The following is a 14962-nucleotide window of genomic DNA, read 5'->3' as shown; positions in this document are numbered from 1 at the left end:
GATGGGCGCTCGGGGGGGTGCGGTCAACCGGACGGCAGGCTAGGATAGATGCCATGAATGCAACCCGGGATGCAGCATTTGAGCGGGCGACGCCCGATGGCGGGCGCGAGGGCGTAATGCGCGCGCTCGCGGCCGAGGTGCCGGTGGCGGTCGAGGTGAATGGCATCGGCTATGCGGTGATGATGGCGACGCCGCGGGATCTGGAGGATTTCGCGTTCGGCTTCGTCGCGTCGGAGCGGCTGGGCGAGGTAATCGAGGCCGAGGTGCACGAGGCGTCGCGGGGCGCGATCTTGCGCATCACCCTGTCGACCAGCGACATGGTGCTCGAACGCGTCCGCCACCGCACCACCGATTCCTCGTGCGGGCTGTGCGGGATCGACAACCTCGAAGCAGCGCTCCGGCCCTTGCCCAGGGTTGGCGGCGAGCGCGCCGCGCCCGAGGCGGTCTTCCGCGCGATCGGCGCGTTGCGTTCGCATCAGCCGCTCAATGCCCTCACCGGCGCGCATCATGCCGCCGCGCTCTGCGCCGCGGACGGCGCGATCCGCCTCGCGCGGGAGGATGTCGGCCGGCACAACGCCTTCGACAAGCTGATCGGCGCGATGGCGCGGCAGGGGCTCGGCTGGGATGGCGGCTTCGCGCTGCTGTCGTCGCGCTGCTCCTACGAGCTGGTCGAAAAGGCGGCGCTCGCGGGTTGCCCGATGCTCGCCACCGTCTCCGCGCCGACCGCGCTCGCGGTGGAAGCGGCGCGGGAGGCGGGCCTCGCGCTGGCGGTGCTCGCGCGTGAGGATGCCTTGCTGTGGATGGCGCCATGAGGCTGCTGGGCGCGGTGCTGGCGGGCGGGGAATCGCGGCGCTTCGGATCGGACAAGGCGCTCGCACTGCTCGACGGCAAGCCGCTGATCGAACACGCCATCGCTGCGCTGGCCACGCAGACCGAGGCGGTGATCGTCGTCGGCAGGGAAGGGGGCATTCCCGATCGCCCCGGGCCGGGCCTCGGCCCGCTCGGCGGGATCAACGCGGCGATCCATGAAGCCGCCGCGCGGGGTTTCGACGCGGTGCTGACCTGCGGCTGCGACGTGCCCGCGCTGCCGCGCGGATTGGCGGAGCTGCTCGCCGGGGGCGGCTATGTCGCGGAAATGCCGGTTATCGGTCTCTGGCCCGCGACGCTCGGCGACCATCTCGATCGCTGGCTGGCGGATGACAATGACCGCTCGGTGCGCGGCTGGGCGAATGCGGCGGGGCTGCGCCGGATGATGCTGGGCGCGCCGGTGGCGAACCTCAACACCCCCGACGATCTCGCGGCCTTTACTCGGGGGCCTGCTGGATGAAGTGGCAACGGGCGATCGGCTGGCCGGCCTTGTTGAGGCTCGAATAGAGCAGCTGTTCCCGGGTTTTCCGGTCGGTCCAGCGGATCACCCGCATCTGGATGCCGGCATTCTCGCGCGTTTCGCTCTCGCCCTTGCCGTGCCGCTTCGCGAGCATCGCCTCGAGCGCGGGGCATTGCTTCGGATCGACCGGCTCCATCTTGACGAAATCGAGCGTGCGGGTCTGCGAGGTGAAGAAGAAATCGGCATTGGTCGCGAATTTGCCGAGCTTGTACGGCGCCGAGATCAGCCGCTGGCGCCCCCAGACATCGCCGCCATTCTCGCGCTTGAGCGGCTTGGCGCCGGGTACGGCGGCCAGCACCTGTTCGGGGCTCATGCCCCAATGCGTCTTGCCCCAATCGGCGAGCGCAGGTGCCGCGGGCAGCAGGATCAGGGCGAGAGCGAGGCCAAGGGAAAGGGTAGTGCGGCGCATAAATCCCCTATCAGGGCAAAGCGTTACGAAGTTCTTCGATCCAGGGCGCTGCCACCCCGTCCGATGGCGCGCGCCAGTCCCCGCGCGGGCTGAGCGCCCCGCCCGACGAGACCTTGGGGCCATTGGGCAGCGCCGATCGCTTGAACTGGCTGGTCTGGAAGAAGCGGAACAGGAAGGTCTCGAGCCACTTGGCGATCGCCGGCAGATCATACTGGTGCCGCTCCGAAACCGGGAAATCGATCGGCCACAGCCCGGCTTCGGCATCCTTCCAGGCATGCCAGGCGAGGAAGGCGATCTTCGACGGCCGCATCCCGTGGCGGACCGTATAATGGAGGAAGAAATCGTGAAGCTCGTACGGCCCGATCCGGTCCTGCGTGCTCTGCATCTTGCCGCTGGCATCGGCGGGGACGAGTTCGGGCGAGATTTCGGTGTTCAGGATCGCGTCCAGCACATCCGCCGCCTCCCCCGAAAACTGGCCGGTCGAGATCGTCCAGCGGATCAGATACTGGATCAGCGTCTTGGGCACGCCGGCATTGACGCCATAATGGCTCATATGGTCGCCCACGCCATAGGTGCACCAGCCGAGCGCGAGTTCGCTCAGGTCCCCGGTGCCGATCACGAACCCCTGGCGCTGGTTGGCCAGTCGGAACAGATAGTCGGTGCGCAGCCCGGCCTGCACATTTTCGAAGGTCACGTCATAGACGGGTTCGCCCTTGGCGAAGGGGTGGCCCATGTCGGCGAGCATCTGTTGCGCGGCGGGCCGGATGTCGATTTCCTGGCCGGTCACCCCCAGCGCCTTCATCAGCGCCCAGGCGTTGGCCTTGGTCGCATCGCCGGTCGCGAAGCCGGGCATGGTGAAGCCGAGAATGTCCGAGCGCGAGCGGCCGAGCCGGTCCATCGCCTTGCACGCGACGATCAGCGCATGGGTCGAATCGAGCCCGCCCGACACGCCGATGACGAGATGCTCGCTCCCGGTCGAGGCGATCCGCTTGCGCAGCCCCTCGACCTGGATGTTGAACGCTTCATAGCAATCGTCGGCGAGCTTGGCCGGATTGTTGGGCACGAACGGGAAGCGGCGCAGGCTGCGCTTGAGCCCGACATCCTCGAATGTCGAACCATGATCGAAGGCGATGCGCCGGAACCGCGTCTCGGGATGCCCCGCGGCGGCGGCGGCGTCGTTGAAGGTCCCCATCCGCATCCGCTCGAGGCGGATCCGCTCGAGGTCGATATCGGCGGTGACCAACTCGGTGGTCAGCTCGAACCGCTCGGACGTCGCGAGCAACTCGCCCAGCTCATAGATTTCACCCTGGCCGTCCCACGCCAGATCGGTCGTGCTCTCGCCCGGCCCCGACGCCGAATAGAGATAGGCCGACACGCTCCGCACCGATTGCGACGCGGTCAGCAGCGCGCGTTCGCGGGCCTTGCCGATGACGATGTTCGATGCGGAAAGGTTGCACAACACCAGCGCCCCGGCGAGCGCCCCCGCGGTCGAGGGCGGGGTGGGGGCCCAGAAATCCTCGCAAATCTCGATATGGAAGACGAAGTCGGGGAGATCGCTCGCGGCGAAGATCAGATCGGTCCCGAAGGGCGCGGTCTGCCCCGCCACGTCGATGCTCAGCCCCGCAAGGCCCAGTCCGCTCGCGAACCAGCGCTTCTCATAATATTCGCGGTAATTGGGCAGGAAGCTCTTGGGCACCACGCCGAGGATGCGCCCGCGCGCGATCGCCAGCGCGCAATTATAGACGCGCCCGTTGCGCCGCAACGCCGCGCCGATCAGCAGCACCGGCTTGAGCGTTGCGCTTGCCGCGACGATTGCCGCGATCCCCGCCTCGGTCGCGCCGAGCAGCGCATCCTGGAGATGCAGGTCGTCGATCGCGTAGCTGGTGACGTTGAGTTCGGGGAAGATGAGCAGGTCCGCGCCTGCCGCGTCGCCGGCCTTGGCCAGTTCGATCGTCGCGGCCGCATTGGCGGCGGGATCGCCCGCGGTCGCGATCGGCGTGCACACGCCCGCGCGGATCATCCCCTGGCGGTGGAGCGAATAGAAAGGATGCGGCGTGGCCATGCCGCCTCCTACTGCGCTGGCGATGGACTGGCTAGCGTCAGACCTTGTTGGTCGAATAGATCATCCGTCCGGCGCCAAGCGTCAGGAAGACCTTCTCCAGATCGGCCTCGCCCACCGCGAAGCAGCCCTGGCTGCGGCCCAGCTTGCCCCATTTGGCGATCATGTCGGGGTTCGAATACCAGGCGCCATGGATGACGATCGCGCGGTCGAGCGCGTTGCTGTTGCTCTCGTCCAGCCCTTCCAGCCGCTGCGAGGCGCCATGCTTGCCGGTATAATAGTCCGAGGTGACGAAGGCGCCCTCGCAGGTCGCGTTCGAGCCCGGATCGTTCGAGAAGCGCTGGAGCAGCCCGGTATGATCGGGATCGGAGCCGATGCCGTGCGCGACGAGCAGGGTCTCGCACGCGCCAGTTCCCAGATTGATGATGTGGAAGCGCGGCAGCGCCGAGGGGATCGAGAAATCGGCGATCGCGATCCGGTCATGCGCCTGGATGCGCATCGAATGCTTGTCGAGCGCGGCGATGGCGCGGCGGAACAGCTGCGGGCGGACGCCCTGCGGCGTCAGGATCGGGCTGCGCGAGAAGGCGGGTTCCTGGAACGCCACCGGTTTTGCGAACGGCACCAGGGGCTGTTGTGGCACCGGCACCGGCGCGGCGGCGACATGCGCCACGCGCGACGTACATGCGCTCAGTCCGATACCCCCGGCCATCACCAGCGCACCCTTGATCAGCGCGCGGCGAGATTGCAGCGAATCCAGTGTTTCCATCAGCTCAGTTTGCCCACAAAAACTTCCCCGTAGGTGCATCTATAACAGAGTCCGGCCCGAATATTGGCTGAACAAAGTGTCCCAAACCGAACAATTCGACGCAAGCTTCGCCCGGTTCGCCGACACAGGGCGATTTTCCCGAGGCAGGACAGTCGCCGGTGAATCGGCCGTCAAGCGATTCGCCGACGCCACCAAAATGGGTTAATCGCGTTAACGAAACAACGCCGGGAATGTCCGGCGGGGATGTTTGCGGAGGCCTTGTTGAGCGTCGTTAAAGGCTTGCGGCAGGCGCTGATCTTTCTGTGCGCGCTCGCGCTGGGGACCGCGATTCCGGCTGCGGCGCAGGTGATCGAATCGGTCGCGGCGTTCGATGTGACCAGCCTCAAGCCCGGCGACTATGTCTGGTTCGACGAGGCGGACCCCATACCCGTGGGTTACGGCAGCGAGACCGCGATCTATGGCCCGATCTCGATCGTCGTCAGCATCCCGCAGCAGCTCGCCTATGTCTATCGCGGGGGCAACCTCATCGCGGTAAGCACCGTCTCGACGGGCCGCGACGGGCATGAGACGCCGACCGGCGAGTTCACCATCCTGCAGAAGCAGAAGTTCCACCGCTCGAACCTTTACAGCAACGCGCCCATGCCCTGGATGCAGCGGCTGACCTGGGACGGGGTGGCGCTCCATGCCGGGCATCTGCCGGGCTATCCCGCCTCGCATGGCTGCATCCGCCTGCCCGCCGCCTTTGCGCGCCAGCTCTACGATCTGACCGAGCTGGGCGCCCAGGTATCGGTGATCGACGAGGAGGTTTACGATCCGCGCCTCAATGCGTTCGGCCCGCCCACGCTGATCGCCGACACCAGCAATCTGGGCGGCGAGGCGTTCAACGGGGTGACGATGCGTTCGGGCATCCGCCCGCCGCCGCCGCTCGTGCCGGTCAGGGACGACGGCACGCGGCCGCCGGTTTCATGGGTCACCGGCCCCGCCGCTGAGGTCGTCCAGCCGATTCCGCCCGGAAAGCATTGAGCCTGCTGCCCGAAGCGCTAAAGGCCGGGCCATGACGATGAGCTTCGAGGATGCGGCGTTCGCGCTGGTGGAAGTCGGGCGAAGGCTCGACGCGCGCGGCTGGGCGCCGGCGACCGGGGGAAATTATTCTGCGCGGCTCGACGACGGCAGTATCGCGCTCACCACCTCGGGCAAGCACAAGGGCCGCCTCGTCGCGGGCGACATCATGCGCGTCGCGCTCGACGGCACCCCGCTGACCCCAGGCAAGCCCTCGGCCGAGACCGGGCTCCACCTCGCGCTCTACCGCCTCTTCCCGCATGTGAACGCCGTGCTCCACGGCCATTCTCCGGAGGCGGTGGGCATGAGCCGGGCGCTATCGGACGCGACCGAATATGTGCTGCGCGGGCACGAGATGCTCAAAATCTATCCCGGCATCGACACCCACGAGACCGAGGCGCGCCTGCCGATCGTCGACAATAGCCAGGACATGGCGGTGATCGAGGCCGCGGTGACGCCGCAACTGCGGGCGCCGCACGCCGCGCCCGCCTATCTTATCCGCAGCCACGGACTCTATAGCTGGGGCCGGACCGTGGCCGAGGCCGAATATATCCTCGAGGCCACCGAATGGATGATCGCGGCCGAGCTGGCCGAGAGGAGCTTCAGAAACGGGAGCGCGCGATGAGCAGATTGCAGGCCTATTGGTTGGACGATGCCGCCATGCCCATGGTGGAGGTGAGCGATCCCGGCATGATCGCCAGCACGCTGGCGACGATCGGGGTGCGTTTCGAGCAATGGCCTGCGCGCCCGCTGCCCGCCGATGCCGGTCCGGAAGCGGTGCTCCAGGCCTTCGCGCCCGAGGTCGAGCGGCTCAAGACCGAGAATGGCTATCAGGCGGTCGATGTGATGCGCGTCCAGCCCGATCACCCGGACCGCGAGGCGCTGCGCACCAAATTCCTGTCCGAGCATCGCCACAGTGAGGACGAGGTCCGCTTCTTCGTCGAAGGGGAGGGGCTGTTCACCTTGCGGGAGGACGATCGGGTCTATGCGGTGCTGTGCACCGCGGGCGATCTGATCTCGGTCCCCGCCGGGATGCGCCACTGGTTCGACATGGGCGCCGCGCCCAGCTTCACGGTGATCCGCCTCTATATCGATCCGGCCGGCTGGGTCGCCAACTATACCGGCGACACCATCGCCGACCGTTTCCCGCGGCATGAGAGGGAAGCGGCGTAATAATTGCCGTCATCCCGGCGAAAGCCGGGACCCAGAGCCTCACAGGGCATCGCCTGCGACTCCTGGGTCCCGGCTTTCGCCGGGATGACGAAGAAGGAGACGGATGACCCACCCTCCCAAAGCCATCCTCCTCGATATCGAGGGGACGACGAGCAGCATCGCCTTCGTGGCCGACACGCTGTTCCCCTATGCGCGCAAGCATCTCGCCACCTATGTCGCCGCGCATCCGGAAGAGGTCGCGCCGATCCTTGCCGAGGTGCCGGGCGACGACAAGGTCGCGACGCTGATCCAGTGGATCGACGAGGACCGCAAGGCGACCCCGCTCAAGACGCTCCAGGGGCTGATCTGGGCGGTGGGTTATTCGACCGGCGATCTCGACGGCCATGTCTATCCCGATACGCCCGAGGCGATGCGCCGCTGGAAGGCGGCGGGCATCGACATCCATATCTATTCCTCAGGCTCGATCGCGGCGCAGAAGCTGATCTTCGGCAACAGCCTGGCGGGTGACCTGACCCCGCTACTCAGCGGCTATTTCGATACCACCACCGGCCCCAAGCGCGAGGCCGCTTCCTACACGAAGATCGCCGAAGCGCTCGATCTGCCGCCCGGCGACATCTTGTTCCTCACCGACGTTCAGGCTGAAGCCGATGCGGCGCGCGAGGCCGGGATGCAGGCGCTGCTGATCGACCGCGACGGCGACAATGGCGAAATCTCCAGCCTGGCCGAGGTGCTGCCATGATCCTCGAAGGCGAACATCGCCGCTCGATCCGCCGCACCGAGGACGGCAAGGGCGCGTGCATCCTCGACCAGCGCAAGCTCCCTTGGGAGGTGAAATGGGTCGAGCTGCGCACCGCCGGTCAGGCAGCGGTGGCGATCCGCGACATGTGGACCCGCGGCGCGCCGATGATTGGGGCGACCGCCGCCTATGGCCTTGCCCTGGCGCTGGCCGAGGACCCGAGCGACGAAGGGCTGGCCAAGGGTTACGGCCTGCTGCTCGAGACGCGCCCGACCGCGATCAACCTGCGCTGGGCCCTCGATACGGTCCGCGCCGAAGTGGCTGGCCTGCCGCCCGAAGCGCGCGCCGCGGCCGCCTTCGCCAAGGCCGATGCCATCGCCGACGAGGACGCCGCCATGTGCCGCTCGATCGGCGAGCACGGCCTGGCGCTGTTCCGCACCCTCCACGCCAAGCATCCCGATCGCCCGCTCAACATCCTCACCCATTGCAACGCCGGCTGGCTCGCCACTGTCGATTACGGCACGGCCACCGCGCCCATCTACCTCGCGCACGATGCGGGCATCCCGGTCCATGTCTGGGTCGACGAAACCCGCCCGCGCAACCAGGGCGCACTGCTGACGGCGTTCGAGCTCAAGAATCACGGCGTCCCGCACACCGTGATCGCCGACAATGCCGGCGGGCTGCTGATGATGAAGGGGCAGGTCGATGCCGTGGTGGTCGGCACCGACCGCGTCACCGCCAACGGCGATGTCTGCAACAAGATCGGCACCTATCTGAAGGCGCTCGCCGCGCACGATAACGGCGTGCCCTTCTACGTGGCGCTTCCCTACACCACTTTCGATCCGAACACCGCGACTGGCGCGGACATACCGATCGAAGAGCGTTCGGCCGAGGAGCTGACGCAGCTCTCGGATGGCCAGAACACCGTCCAGGTCACCCAGAGCCCCGCCGCCAATCCCGCGTTCGACGTGACGCCGGCGCGGCTCGTCACCGCCTACATCACCGAACGCGGGGTGCTCGACCGGATTTAGGGTGAACTACCTTAAATCAGAACCACCCCATTCGTCCTGAGTAGCCACTGAGCTTGTCGAAGTGGCGTATCGAAGGACCGAGGTAGCGCCGCTGACCCTTCGATACGGGTCTTCGGCAAGCTCAGCCCCTACTCAGGGCGAACGGCTCGGATTCAAGGCACGCTGCGCTACTCCGTCTTGACCGTCGTGGTCGTCGTGCGCGTGGTCGTGCTCGGGCGGCGGACCGAGGCCGCGGGGGTGCGCGTCCGGCGGGTCACCACGCGGCGTTTGGCCGCGGGCCGCACCGCAGGCGTGCTTCTGACCGTCTCGGTGGTCGTCACCGTGGTGGTCGGCGGCGCGGGCGGGGCGATCACGATCGGCGGCTGGCTGCGCGCGACCGCGGCATCGGCCGCCGCGGCTTCGGCGCGCGCATTGGCGTTCGCCGCATCGGCCTGCGCCGCATCGGCGCGCGCATTGGCGGCCGCCGCATCCGTCTGCGCCGCTGCCGCGGTCGCCTCGGCGTCGCTGCGGACCGCCTGATTGACGGACGCAGCCTGCGACTTGCGCCGCTCGGTAATGCCGAGCGCCTGGTCGGCAAATGCGGAGGCCTGGTTGGCGTCGTCGATCGAGGCCAGCTCACGGCTGCGCGCCAGATCCTCTTGCGCGGTGCGCAACGAGGCCTGGGCCCGCGCCAGCGCCTCGGGCGCCTCGGTGGTGGCGCCGACCTTGATCGCGGCGTCGATCTTTGCCTGCGCCTCGACGATCGCCGAGCGGGCGCGGTCGGTCTGGCTCTGCGCGAGCGCAGGGGTTGAAACGAGCAGCGCGGCGATACCGGCGCTGCGGAAGAGAAGTTTCGAATAGTTCATGGAATCACTCCCGGTTCCCCACCGGTGCCGCGCTAACGGGTCGCGATGAACGGGGGTTTCCTCGCGTCGGACCGGGCGGGGCAAATCGGCGTTCAAGCGAGCGGCGGCGTCTCAGCCGTTCAGCCCACGCCGCCAATCCGCGATCTTGCCAATTGCGGCGTCGAGCACGGCATCCTGCTTGCAGAAGGCGAAGCGGACCACATTGGTCACCGCATCCCGCGCGTAGAAGGCCGATACGGGAATCGTCACCACGCCGGCTTCCTCGATCAGCCGGTTGCAGAAACTCACATCGTCCATCGCGATGCCCGACGCCGCCAGGTCGATCGACATGAAATAGGTCGCCGCGCTCGGCAGCGTCACCAGCCCCGCCGCCTCGAGCCCCGCCTTGAGCCGGTCGCGCCCCGCCTGGAAGCGGTGCCGCGCCTCCTGCACCCATGCGTCCTGCGTCGCCAGTCCCTCGGCCACCGCCCATTGCAGGTTGGGCGGTGTGGTGAAGGTCAGGAACTGGTGCGCCTTGGCGAGCACGCGGGCGATCGGCGGCGCGGCGCACATCCAGCCGACCTTCCAGCCCGTCAGCGCGAAGATCTTGCCCGCGCTGCCGATCTTGACGGTACGCTCGCGCATCCCCGGAAAGCCGATCAGCGGCAAATGGCGGGCGCCGTCGAAGGTCACATGCTCCCACACCTCGTCGCATATCGCGGTGAGATTATGCGCGACGCAGAAATCGGCGATCGCCGCCAGCTCCCCGGCGCTCGACATGGTCGCGGTGGGGTTGAGCGGGTTGCACAGGATCAGGTGGCGCGTCCGCGACGTTACCGCCGCTTCGAGCATCGCCGGATCGATCCGCCAATGCGGCGGCTCGAGCCGCACCAGCTTGGCCACGCCCCCGGCGCGCTCGATCAGCGGAACATAGGCGTCGTAGAGCGGCTGGAAGCAGATCACCTCGTCGCCCGGCTCGACCAGAGCGAGGATCGCCGCCGCCAGCGCCTCGGTCGCGCCCGAGGTGATGATCACCTCTTCCGCCGCCAGGTTGAGCCCCTGGTGCCGCGCATAATGATCGGCCACCGCCTGGCGCAGCTCGGTCAGCCCCGGCATCGGCGGATATTGGTTCGATTTCTCCAGGATCGCGTTCGCCGCCGCCTGCAGCACCGGCTCGGGCCCGCGCCCGTCGGCAAAGCCTTGCCCCAGATTGATCGCCCCGGTCTCGCGGGCGCGGGCGGACATCGCCTCGAAAATGGTGGTGCCCATGGCGGTGTAGACGGGGTTCATGCGGCGCTCAATTCATAGCGGTCATGCGCACTCGCGAACGGCTGGTCTTCGGCACTGGCGTAGAAGAGCAGCGGAAAGGAGAGGCGTTGGATGGAAGTCGTCAGGGGTGTGACGCGGTGTTCGATGCGGCCGGAGAAACAGGCGAACACCCCCGCGCGCGGCCGCAGCTGCGCGATCTCGCCGTCGGCGCTCCGAAACTCCAGCTCGCCGCCTTCGCCCTCCGCCATCGTTGTCGCGAAGAACACGCCGGTCATTGCCGTCGCATCGGTGTGCCAGTCTTGCTCGGCGCCCGCGCCGGTGAGGATGTTGAGCGTCATCGCGGAGCTGATGCGATTGGCCGGAAAGACGGGCCGTCCGGCGCTTTGCGCGACGAATTTGCGGATCGGCCCATGGTACAGGTCCCACAGCCAGCCGAAACGCGCCCGAACGGCCGTGCCGTCGAGGATCGAGAATCGCCCGTCCTCCGGCGAGGGCGTGAGCGGATTGACGACCATGATGCGCTCCGGTCCCGCCGCTCCTGCGCGGACCTGCTCCGCCCAATCCGCGGGCAGCAGTTCCTGCGCCGCGAGATCCAGTACGAAATAGGGCGGCCAATGCATCGGGAGTGCTCACAGCGGAAAGTGGCGCCTTGTGCACGTCAATCTTGCCCCCGTGCAACCCGGGCGTTAGCGGCTTCGTTCAATCCCCACGGAAACGGTGCGCGTTAAGGCCGCGTTTACCATGTTGGGCCAAGAAGGATGACCATGAGCAACAAGCCTGTCGTCGACAAGGAAGAAGCCGAGCCGGCGGAGGCGCCCTCGAAGGAAGGGGAGACGATGCAGATGGTCAAGCAACTCGCAGCGGCGAAGACGCGCTGGAGCCCGACGCGCAAGCAGATCGGCATGGGCGCGGCGATCGGAGTGGGGTCGGCGGCGGTGGTCGCGGCGCTCCTCTATTGGCGCGGCAACCGCAAATAAGCTGCACCGAATCTCCACCGGGTCCGGATCAAGGCTGGACCCGAGGGATGCATAGCCGCTCCACCAGCTGTGGAGTATGCGATGCGTTACCTTTCGATCCCGAAACCGCCCCCGGCCATTGACCGGGGCAGGCGTTCGGTGACACCCAGCGATGCGATGAGCCGCCGCATCCTTGTCGTCGACGACGATCCGCATATCCGCGAATTGCTCGCCTTTGCCTTGGGCAAGGCGGGGATGGAGGTCGAGCAGGCCTCGGACGGCGAGGAAGCGCTCGCCGCGATCGCGATCCGCGCGCCCGATCTGATGGTGCTCGATATCAACATGCCCAAGCTCGACGGGCTCGATCTGTGCCGCAGGCTGCGCAGCGGCGGCGGGGCCAACGCCAATCTGCCGATCCTCTTCCTCTCCTCGCGCGACGACGAGATCGACCGGATCGTCGGGATCGAGATCGGCGCGGACGATTATGTCACCAAGCCGTTCAGCCCCCGCGAGGTCGCGGCGCGCGTCGGCGCGATCCTCAAGCGCGGGGCAGGGGCGGCCGAGCCGGTGGCGGGCGCCGCGCTCAGTCATGGCCGGCTGACCCTCGACGCCGATGGCTGGGAGGCGCGGCTCGACGGCAACGTGGTCCCCACCACCGCGACCGAATTCCAGCTGCTCCGCCTGCTCGCCTCGGTCCCGTCCAAGGTCTTCACCCGCGACGCGATCATCGATCGGCTGCGCGGCCCGGGCTTCGCGGTGACCGACCGGACGATCGACAGTCATGTCCGCAACCTGCGCGCCAAATTCGCCGCGGCGGGCTGCGGCGAGCTGATCGAGACGCGCGCGGGGGTCGGCTATCGCATCGGCAGCTGCGATTGATCGCCCGGCTCAAATCGTTCCTCAAGCGCTATTGGCCGTCGCTCAGCCTGCGCACCATCCTGTTCGGCACCCTGCTGTTCGTCGCGGCCTTGCCCGGCGTGGGGGCGGTGTTCCTCCGGGTCTATGAGAATACGCTCGTCCAGCAGACCGAGGCCGAGCTGATCGCCCAGAGCGCGGTGCTCGCCTCGGCCTATCGCATCGCCTGGGGCGCGCCGGCCGAATCGCGCGCCGCCGCGCCCGAGCCGCCGGGGATCAACCTCTCTGCAAATGCCCTGCTCCCGCCGCTGCCGATCCCCGAGCCCGCGGGCGTGCCCGACAGGCGCTCGGTCGATGCCGCGCGCAAGATCGCGCCGATCGTCGACGATGCCGCGGCGGTGACGCTCTCCGACACCAGGCTGCTCGACGGGCGCGGCGTGATCATCGGCGGGCACGGCGATGTCGGCCTCAGCTACGAAACCCTGCCCGAAGTCCAGGAAGCGCAGAAGGGACACAGCGCCACCGTGCTGCGCCGCCGCCGCGACCGCGACGGCTATATGCCGAGCTTCACCGAGATGGTGAGCACGGCGGCGGCGATCCGCGTTCATCATGTCCGCCCGGTGGTGGTGCAGGGGCGCGTGGTGGGGATGGTGATGCTCGCGCGGAGCCCGCGCGGCATCTTCCTCGGCGTCTGGCAGGATCGCGCCAATATCGCGCTGGGGGTGGTGCTGATCTTCATGACCCTGCTGGTGCTTGCGGGCCTGCTCTCGCGCGGCATTGCCCGCCCGATCCGGGCGCTGGCGGCGGCGAGCCAGAATGTCGCGCGCGGCACGATCGATATTCCCGAGCCGCCGGTTACCGCGGCGGTCGAGATCCGCGAACTCTACGTCAATTTCCGCCAGATGGCCGAGCGGATCGAGGCGCGCGCGCGCTATCTGCGCGATTTCGCCGCCGCCGTGAGCCACGAGTTCAAGACCCCGCTCACCGGCATCCGCGGCGCGATCGAGCTGCTCGACGAGCATGGCGCGGAGATGAGCCCCGCCGACCGCGCGCGCTTCCTCGCCAATGCGCATGCCGATGCCGACCGCTTGTCGCGGCTCGTCCAGCGGTTGCTCGACATGGCGCGGGCCGACATGACCAGCGCGGGCGAGGACGAACGCGCCGATGCCGCAGCGGTGGCGCGCGCGGTCGCGGAGGGGCGGGGCGATGCGAAGATGGCGGTGGAGGTGAAAGCCGTGCCCGGCCTGCCGCCCGCGCGAATCTCCGCCGACGCGCTCGAAACGGTGCTGGTGACCCTCGTCGACAATAGCCGCCAGGCCAGGGCGAAGCGCGTGTCGATCCGGCTCGAGGAGCGGGACGGGCAGATCGCCATCCATGTCGCCGACAATGGCAAGGGGATCAGCGCAGGCGACCGCGAGCGCGTTTTCGAACCCTTCTTCACCGCCAATCGCGAGCGCGGCGGCACCGGGCTGGGCCTCCCCATCGCCCGCTCGCTGCTCGCCGCGACCGGCGGCACGATCGCGCTGGAGGAGCGCGCGAAAGGGGCGGCGTTCGTGCTGAAGGTGCCCGTGGCTAGCTGAACACCGTTTCGAGCTCGTTGGTCCTGGGCCCCTCCTTGGCGGCGCGCAGATCGACATAGATCACGGCGATCACCGCCACCCAGACCATCCTCGAAATCGTGCCATCAAGGCCGCCGGCCACCGCCGCGACCAGCGGGTTGCCCCCGCCGGCCATGTTGATCGCGCTCGTGATCATTCCGATGATCCACAGGATGACGACGACCACCAGCATCACCAGGAAGATATTGCCCCGCTCGCCGCGGGTCAGCTCCAGGCTGCGGTTGAACGACTCGGCGATGCCGATCCGTTCCTCGACATAGGCGGGGACCGCGACCGCCCAGCACAAAGCCAGGATCACCCCCGGCACGATCAGCAGCATCATGCCCAGTGAAGTGCCGATCGTTACGAGCAGATCGATCACGACGATGGGCAGCAACCGGATAAGCCCGATCTCCAGGCATTCGGCGAAGCCCGGGGTTTCGCCGGTCAGGCTCTGCACGGTCGCGCGGGTCAGCGCGCCCTGCAACACCGCGTCGGTCAGCACATAGACAAACCAGATGCCCACCATCGGCAACCAGAATTCGCTCGATTGGAACATGGCGAAGATTGCGTTGGGATCCCGGCCGACCCCGAGTTGCGCCGACCACCAGCTCATCAGGAACGAAGGCGCCCCCGCCAGCACTAGCGACAGGCCGAAGAAAAGCCCCGGATTCTTGCCGATCGTATCGAACGAACGCGACAGCACTCGCGATATCTCGAACGTTTCCGCAATTGCCCTGTCGTTCACCACAATTTCCCCCCAGGCCCCGATGATTCCGCTTTGTGTAACAGCTTGAAACACCAGAAATAGCCTGTCCACCTCTCGCTTTTGGCGCGCGC

Annotated in this window: 17 protein-coding genes; 10 read left to right on the top strand and 7 right to left on the bottom strand. The window is 67.7% G+C overall.

Annotation, left to right across the window (positions count from 1 at the left end):
- Positions 1 to 53 precede the first annotated feature (53 nt).
- Together fdhD and mobA are read left to right on the top strand one after the other, a co-directional pair.
- Entirely contained in the window at positions 54 to 812 is a 759-nt protein-coding gene (gene fdhD, locus OF829_RS13340) for a formate dehydrogenase accessory sulfurtransferase FdhD (RefSeq protein ID WP_264940574.1), read from the top strand.
- Complete coding sequence (gene mobA / locus OF829_RS13335; protein WP_264940573.1) at positions 809 to 1327, top strand: molybdenum cofactor guanylyltransferase; 519 nt, start codon at positions 809 to 811, stop codon at positions 1325 to 1327. The genes fdhD and mobA overlap by 4 nt, the downstream gene beginning before the upstream one ends.
- Here the strand turns inward: mobA and OF829_RS13330 are convergent.
- From OF829_RS13330 to OF829_RS13320, 3 genes are read right to left on the bottom strand one after another with little or no spacing between them, the layout of a single operon-like run.
- The gene (locus tag OF829_RS13330; RefSeq protein WP_264940572.1) at positions 1305 to 1796 is read right to left on the bottom strand and encodes a hypothetical protein; all 492 of its coding nucleotides are present in this window, start codon (positions 1794 to 1796) and stop codon (positions 1305 to 1307) included. The two genes, mobA and OF829_RS13330, sit on opposite strands and share 23 nt — an antisense overlap.
- Positions 1797 to 1806: 10 nt before the next feature.
- A complete protein-coding gene (locus OF829_RS13325; protein ID WP_264940571.1) occupies positions 1807 to 3858 on the bottom strand; it encodes an NAD(+) synthase in 2052 nt (683 codons plus the stop codon).
- 37 nt (positions 3859 to 3895) lie between these two features.
- Positions 3896 to 4621, bottom strand: a complete 726-nt coding sequence (locus tag OF829_RS13320; protein ID WP_264940570.1) for a murein L,D-transpeptidase catalytic domain family protein — start codon at positions 4619 to 4621, stop codon at positions 3896 to 3898.
- A gap of 261 nt (positions 4622 to 4882) precedes the next feature.
- Here OF829_RS13320 and OF829_RS13315 point away from each other — a divergent pair, with 261 nt between their 5' ends.
- The 5 genes from OF829_RS13315 (at position 4883) to mtnA (ending at position 8620) form a co-directional block, all read left to right on the top strand.
- Complete coding sequence (locus OF829_RS13315) at positions 4883 to 5644, top strand: L,D-transpeptidase family protein (RefSeq protein WP_264940569.1); 762 nt, start codon at positions 4883 to 4885, stop codon at positions 5642 to 5644.
- Between the two features lie 31 nt (positions 5645 to 5675).
- Positions 5676 to 6305 carry a methylthioribulose 1-phosphate dehydratase gene (gene mtnB, locus OF829_RS13310; protein WP_264940568.1) on the top strand — a complete coding sequence of 210 codons (630 nt, stop codon included), beginning with the start codon at positions 5676 to 5678 and terminating at the stop codon, positions 6303 to 6305.
- A complete protein-coding gene (locus OF829_RS13305) occupies positions 6302 to 6853 on the top strand; it encodes a 1,2-dihydroxy-3-keto-5-methylthiopentene dioxygenase (protein ID WP_264940567.1) in 552 nt (183 codons plus the stop codon). The genes mtnB and OF829_RS13305 overlap by 4 nt, the downstream gene beginning before the upstream one ends.
- Positions 6854 to 6956: 103 nt before the next feature.
- A complete protein-coding gene (mtnC, locus tag OF829_RS13300; RefSeq protein WP_264940566.1) occupies positions 6957 to 7592 on the top strand; it encodes an acireductone synthase in 636 nt (211 codons plus the stop codon).
- Entirely contained in the window at positions 7589 to 8620 is a 1032-nt protein-coding gene (mtnA, locus tag OF829_RS13295; protein ID WP_264940565.1) for an S-methyl-5-thioribose-1-phosphate isomerase, read from the top strand. Before mtnC ends, mtnA begins: the two co-directional genes overlap by 4 nt.
- Positions 8621 to 8787: 167 nt before the next feature.
- Here the strand turns inward: mtnA and OF829_RS13290 are convergent, their stop codons facing one another.
- From OF829_RS13290 to OF829_RS13280, 3 genes are all read right to left on the bottom strand, one after another.
- Positions 8788 to 9465: a hypothetical protein gene (locus OF829_RS13290; RefSeq protein ID WP_264940564.1), complete on the bottom strand. Its 678-nt coding sequence runs from the start codon at positions 9463 to 9465 to the stop codon at positions 8788 to 8790.
- 111 nt (positions 9466 to 9576) lie between these two features.
- Positions 9577 to 10734 carry an aminotransferase gene (locus OF829_RS13285; RefSeq protein ID WP_264940563.1) on the bottom strand — a complete coding sequence of 386 codons (1158 nt, stop codon included), beginning with the start codon at positions 10732 to 10734 and terminating at the stop codon, positions 9577 to 9579.
- Entirely contained in the window at positions 10731 to 11333 is a 603-nt protein-coding gene (locus OF829_RS13280) for a 2OG-Fe(II) oxygenase (protein WP_264940562.1), read from the bottom strand. The genes OF829_RS13285 and OF829_RS13280 overlap by 4 nt, the downstream gene beginning before the upstream one ends.
- 144 nt (positions 11334 to 11477) lie before the next feature.
- Here OF829_RS13280 and OF829_RS13275 point away from each other — a divergent pair, with 144 nt between their 5' ends.
- The 3 genes from OF829_RS13275 to OF829_RS13265 all read left to right on the top strand — a co-directional run bounded on the left by OF829_RS13275 (position 11478) and on the right by OF829_RS13265 (position 14104).
- Positions 11478 to 11690, top strand: coding sequence for a DUF2062 domain-containing protein (locus OF829_RS13275; RefSeq protein WP_264940561.1), 213 nt, complete (start codon positions 11478 to 11480; stop codon positions 11688 to 11690).
- 156 nt (positions 11691 to 11846) lie between these two features.
- On the top strand, positions 11847 to 12548 hold the full coding sequence (locus tag OF829_RS13270; protein ID WP_264940560.1) for a response regulator transcription factor: 702 nt from the start codon (positions 11847 to 11849) through the stop codon (positions 12546 to 12548).
- Positions 12545 to 14104, top strand: coding sequence for a sensor histidine kinase (locus tag OF829_RS13265; protein WP_264940559.1), 1560 nt, complete (start codon positions 12545 to 12547; stop codon positions 14102 to 14104). Before OF829_RS13270 ends, OF829_RS13265 begins: the two co-directional genes overlap by 4 nt.
- On the opposite strand, the gene OF829_RS13260 is transcribed toward OF829_RS13265, so the two are convergent.
- Positions 14097 to 14870 carry a hypothetical protein gene (locus OF829_RS13260; protein ID WP_264940558.1) on the bottom strand — a complete coding sequence of 258 codons (774 nt, stop codon included), beginning with the start codon at positions 14868 to 14870 and terminating at the stop codon, positions 14097 to 14099. The genes OF829_RS13265 and OF829_RS13260 overlap by 8 nt on opposite strands.
- Between the last annotated feature and the right edge of the window lie 92 nt (positions 14871 to 14962).

It is taken from the genome of Sphingomonas caeni (genome assembly GCF_026013415.1).
GTDB lineage: Bacteria > Pseudomonadota > Alphaproteobacteria > Sphingomonadales > Sphingomonadaceae > Sphingomonas > Sphingomonas caeni.
Note: the sequence above shows the minus strand (reverse complement) of the source record. Positions and strands in the feature narration are given on the sequence as shown.

Excerpts from the sequence above, each read along its gene's own strand:
- fdhD (WP_264940574.1), top strand. The coding sequence starts at position 54 with ATGAATGCAACCCGGGATGCAGCATTTGAGCGGGCGACGCCCGATGGC.
- mobA (WP_264940573.1), top strand. The coding sequence starts at position 809 with ATGAGGCTGCTGGGCGCGGTGCTGGCGGGCGGGGAATCGCGGCGCTTC.
- OF829_RS13330 (WP_264940572.1), bottom strand. The coding sequence starts at position 1,796 with ATGCGCCGCACTACCCTTTCCCTTGGCCTCGCTCTCGCCCTGATCCTG.
- OF829_RS13325 (WP_264940571.1), bottom strand. The coding sequence starts at position 3,858 with ATGGCCACGCCGCATCCTTTCTATTCGCTCCACCGCCAGGGGATGATC.
- OF829_RS13320 (WP_264940570.1), bottom strand. The coding sequence starts at position 4,621 with ATGGAAACACTGGATTCGCTGCAATCTCGCCGCGCGCTGATCAAGGGT.
- mtnB (WP_264940568.1), top strand. The coding sequence starts at position 5,676 with ATGACGATGAGCTTCGAGGATGCGGCGTTCGCGCTGGTGGAAGTCGGG.
- OF829_RS13305 (WP_264940567.1), top strand. The coding sequence starts at position 6,302 with ATGAGCAGATTGCAGGCCTATTGGTTGGACGATGCCGCCATGCCCATG.
- mtnC (WP_264940566.1), top strand. The coding sequence starts at position 6,957 with ATGACCCACCCTCCCAAAGCCATCCTCCTCGATATCGAGGGGACGACG.
- mtnA (WP_264940565.1), top strand. The coding sequence starts at position 7,589 with ATGATCCTCGAAGGCGAACATCGCCGCTCGATCCGCCGCACCGAGGAC.
- OF829_RS13290 (WP_264940564.1), bottom strand. The coding sequence starts at position 9,465 with ATGAACTATTCGAAACTTCTCTTCCGCAGCGCCGGTATCGCCGCGCTG.
- OF829_RS13285 (WP_264940563.1), bottom strand. The coding sequence starts at position 10,734 with ATGAACCCCGTCTACACCGCCATGGGCACCACCATTTTCGAGGCGATG.
- OF829_RS13280 (WP_264940562.1), bottom strand. The coding sequence starts at position 11,333 with ATGCATTGGCCGCCCTATTTCGTACTGGATCTCGCGGCGCAGGAACTG.
- OF829_RS13275 (WP_264940561.1), top strand. The coding sequence starts at position 11,478 with ATGAGCAACAAGCCTGTCGTCGACAAGGAAGAAGCCGAGCCGGCGGAG.
- OF829_RS13270 (WP_264940560.1), top strand. The coding sequence starts at position 11,847 with ATGAGCCGCCGCATCCTTGTCGTCGACGACGATCCGCATATCCGCGAA.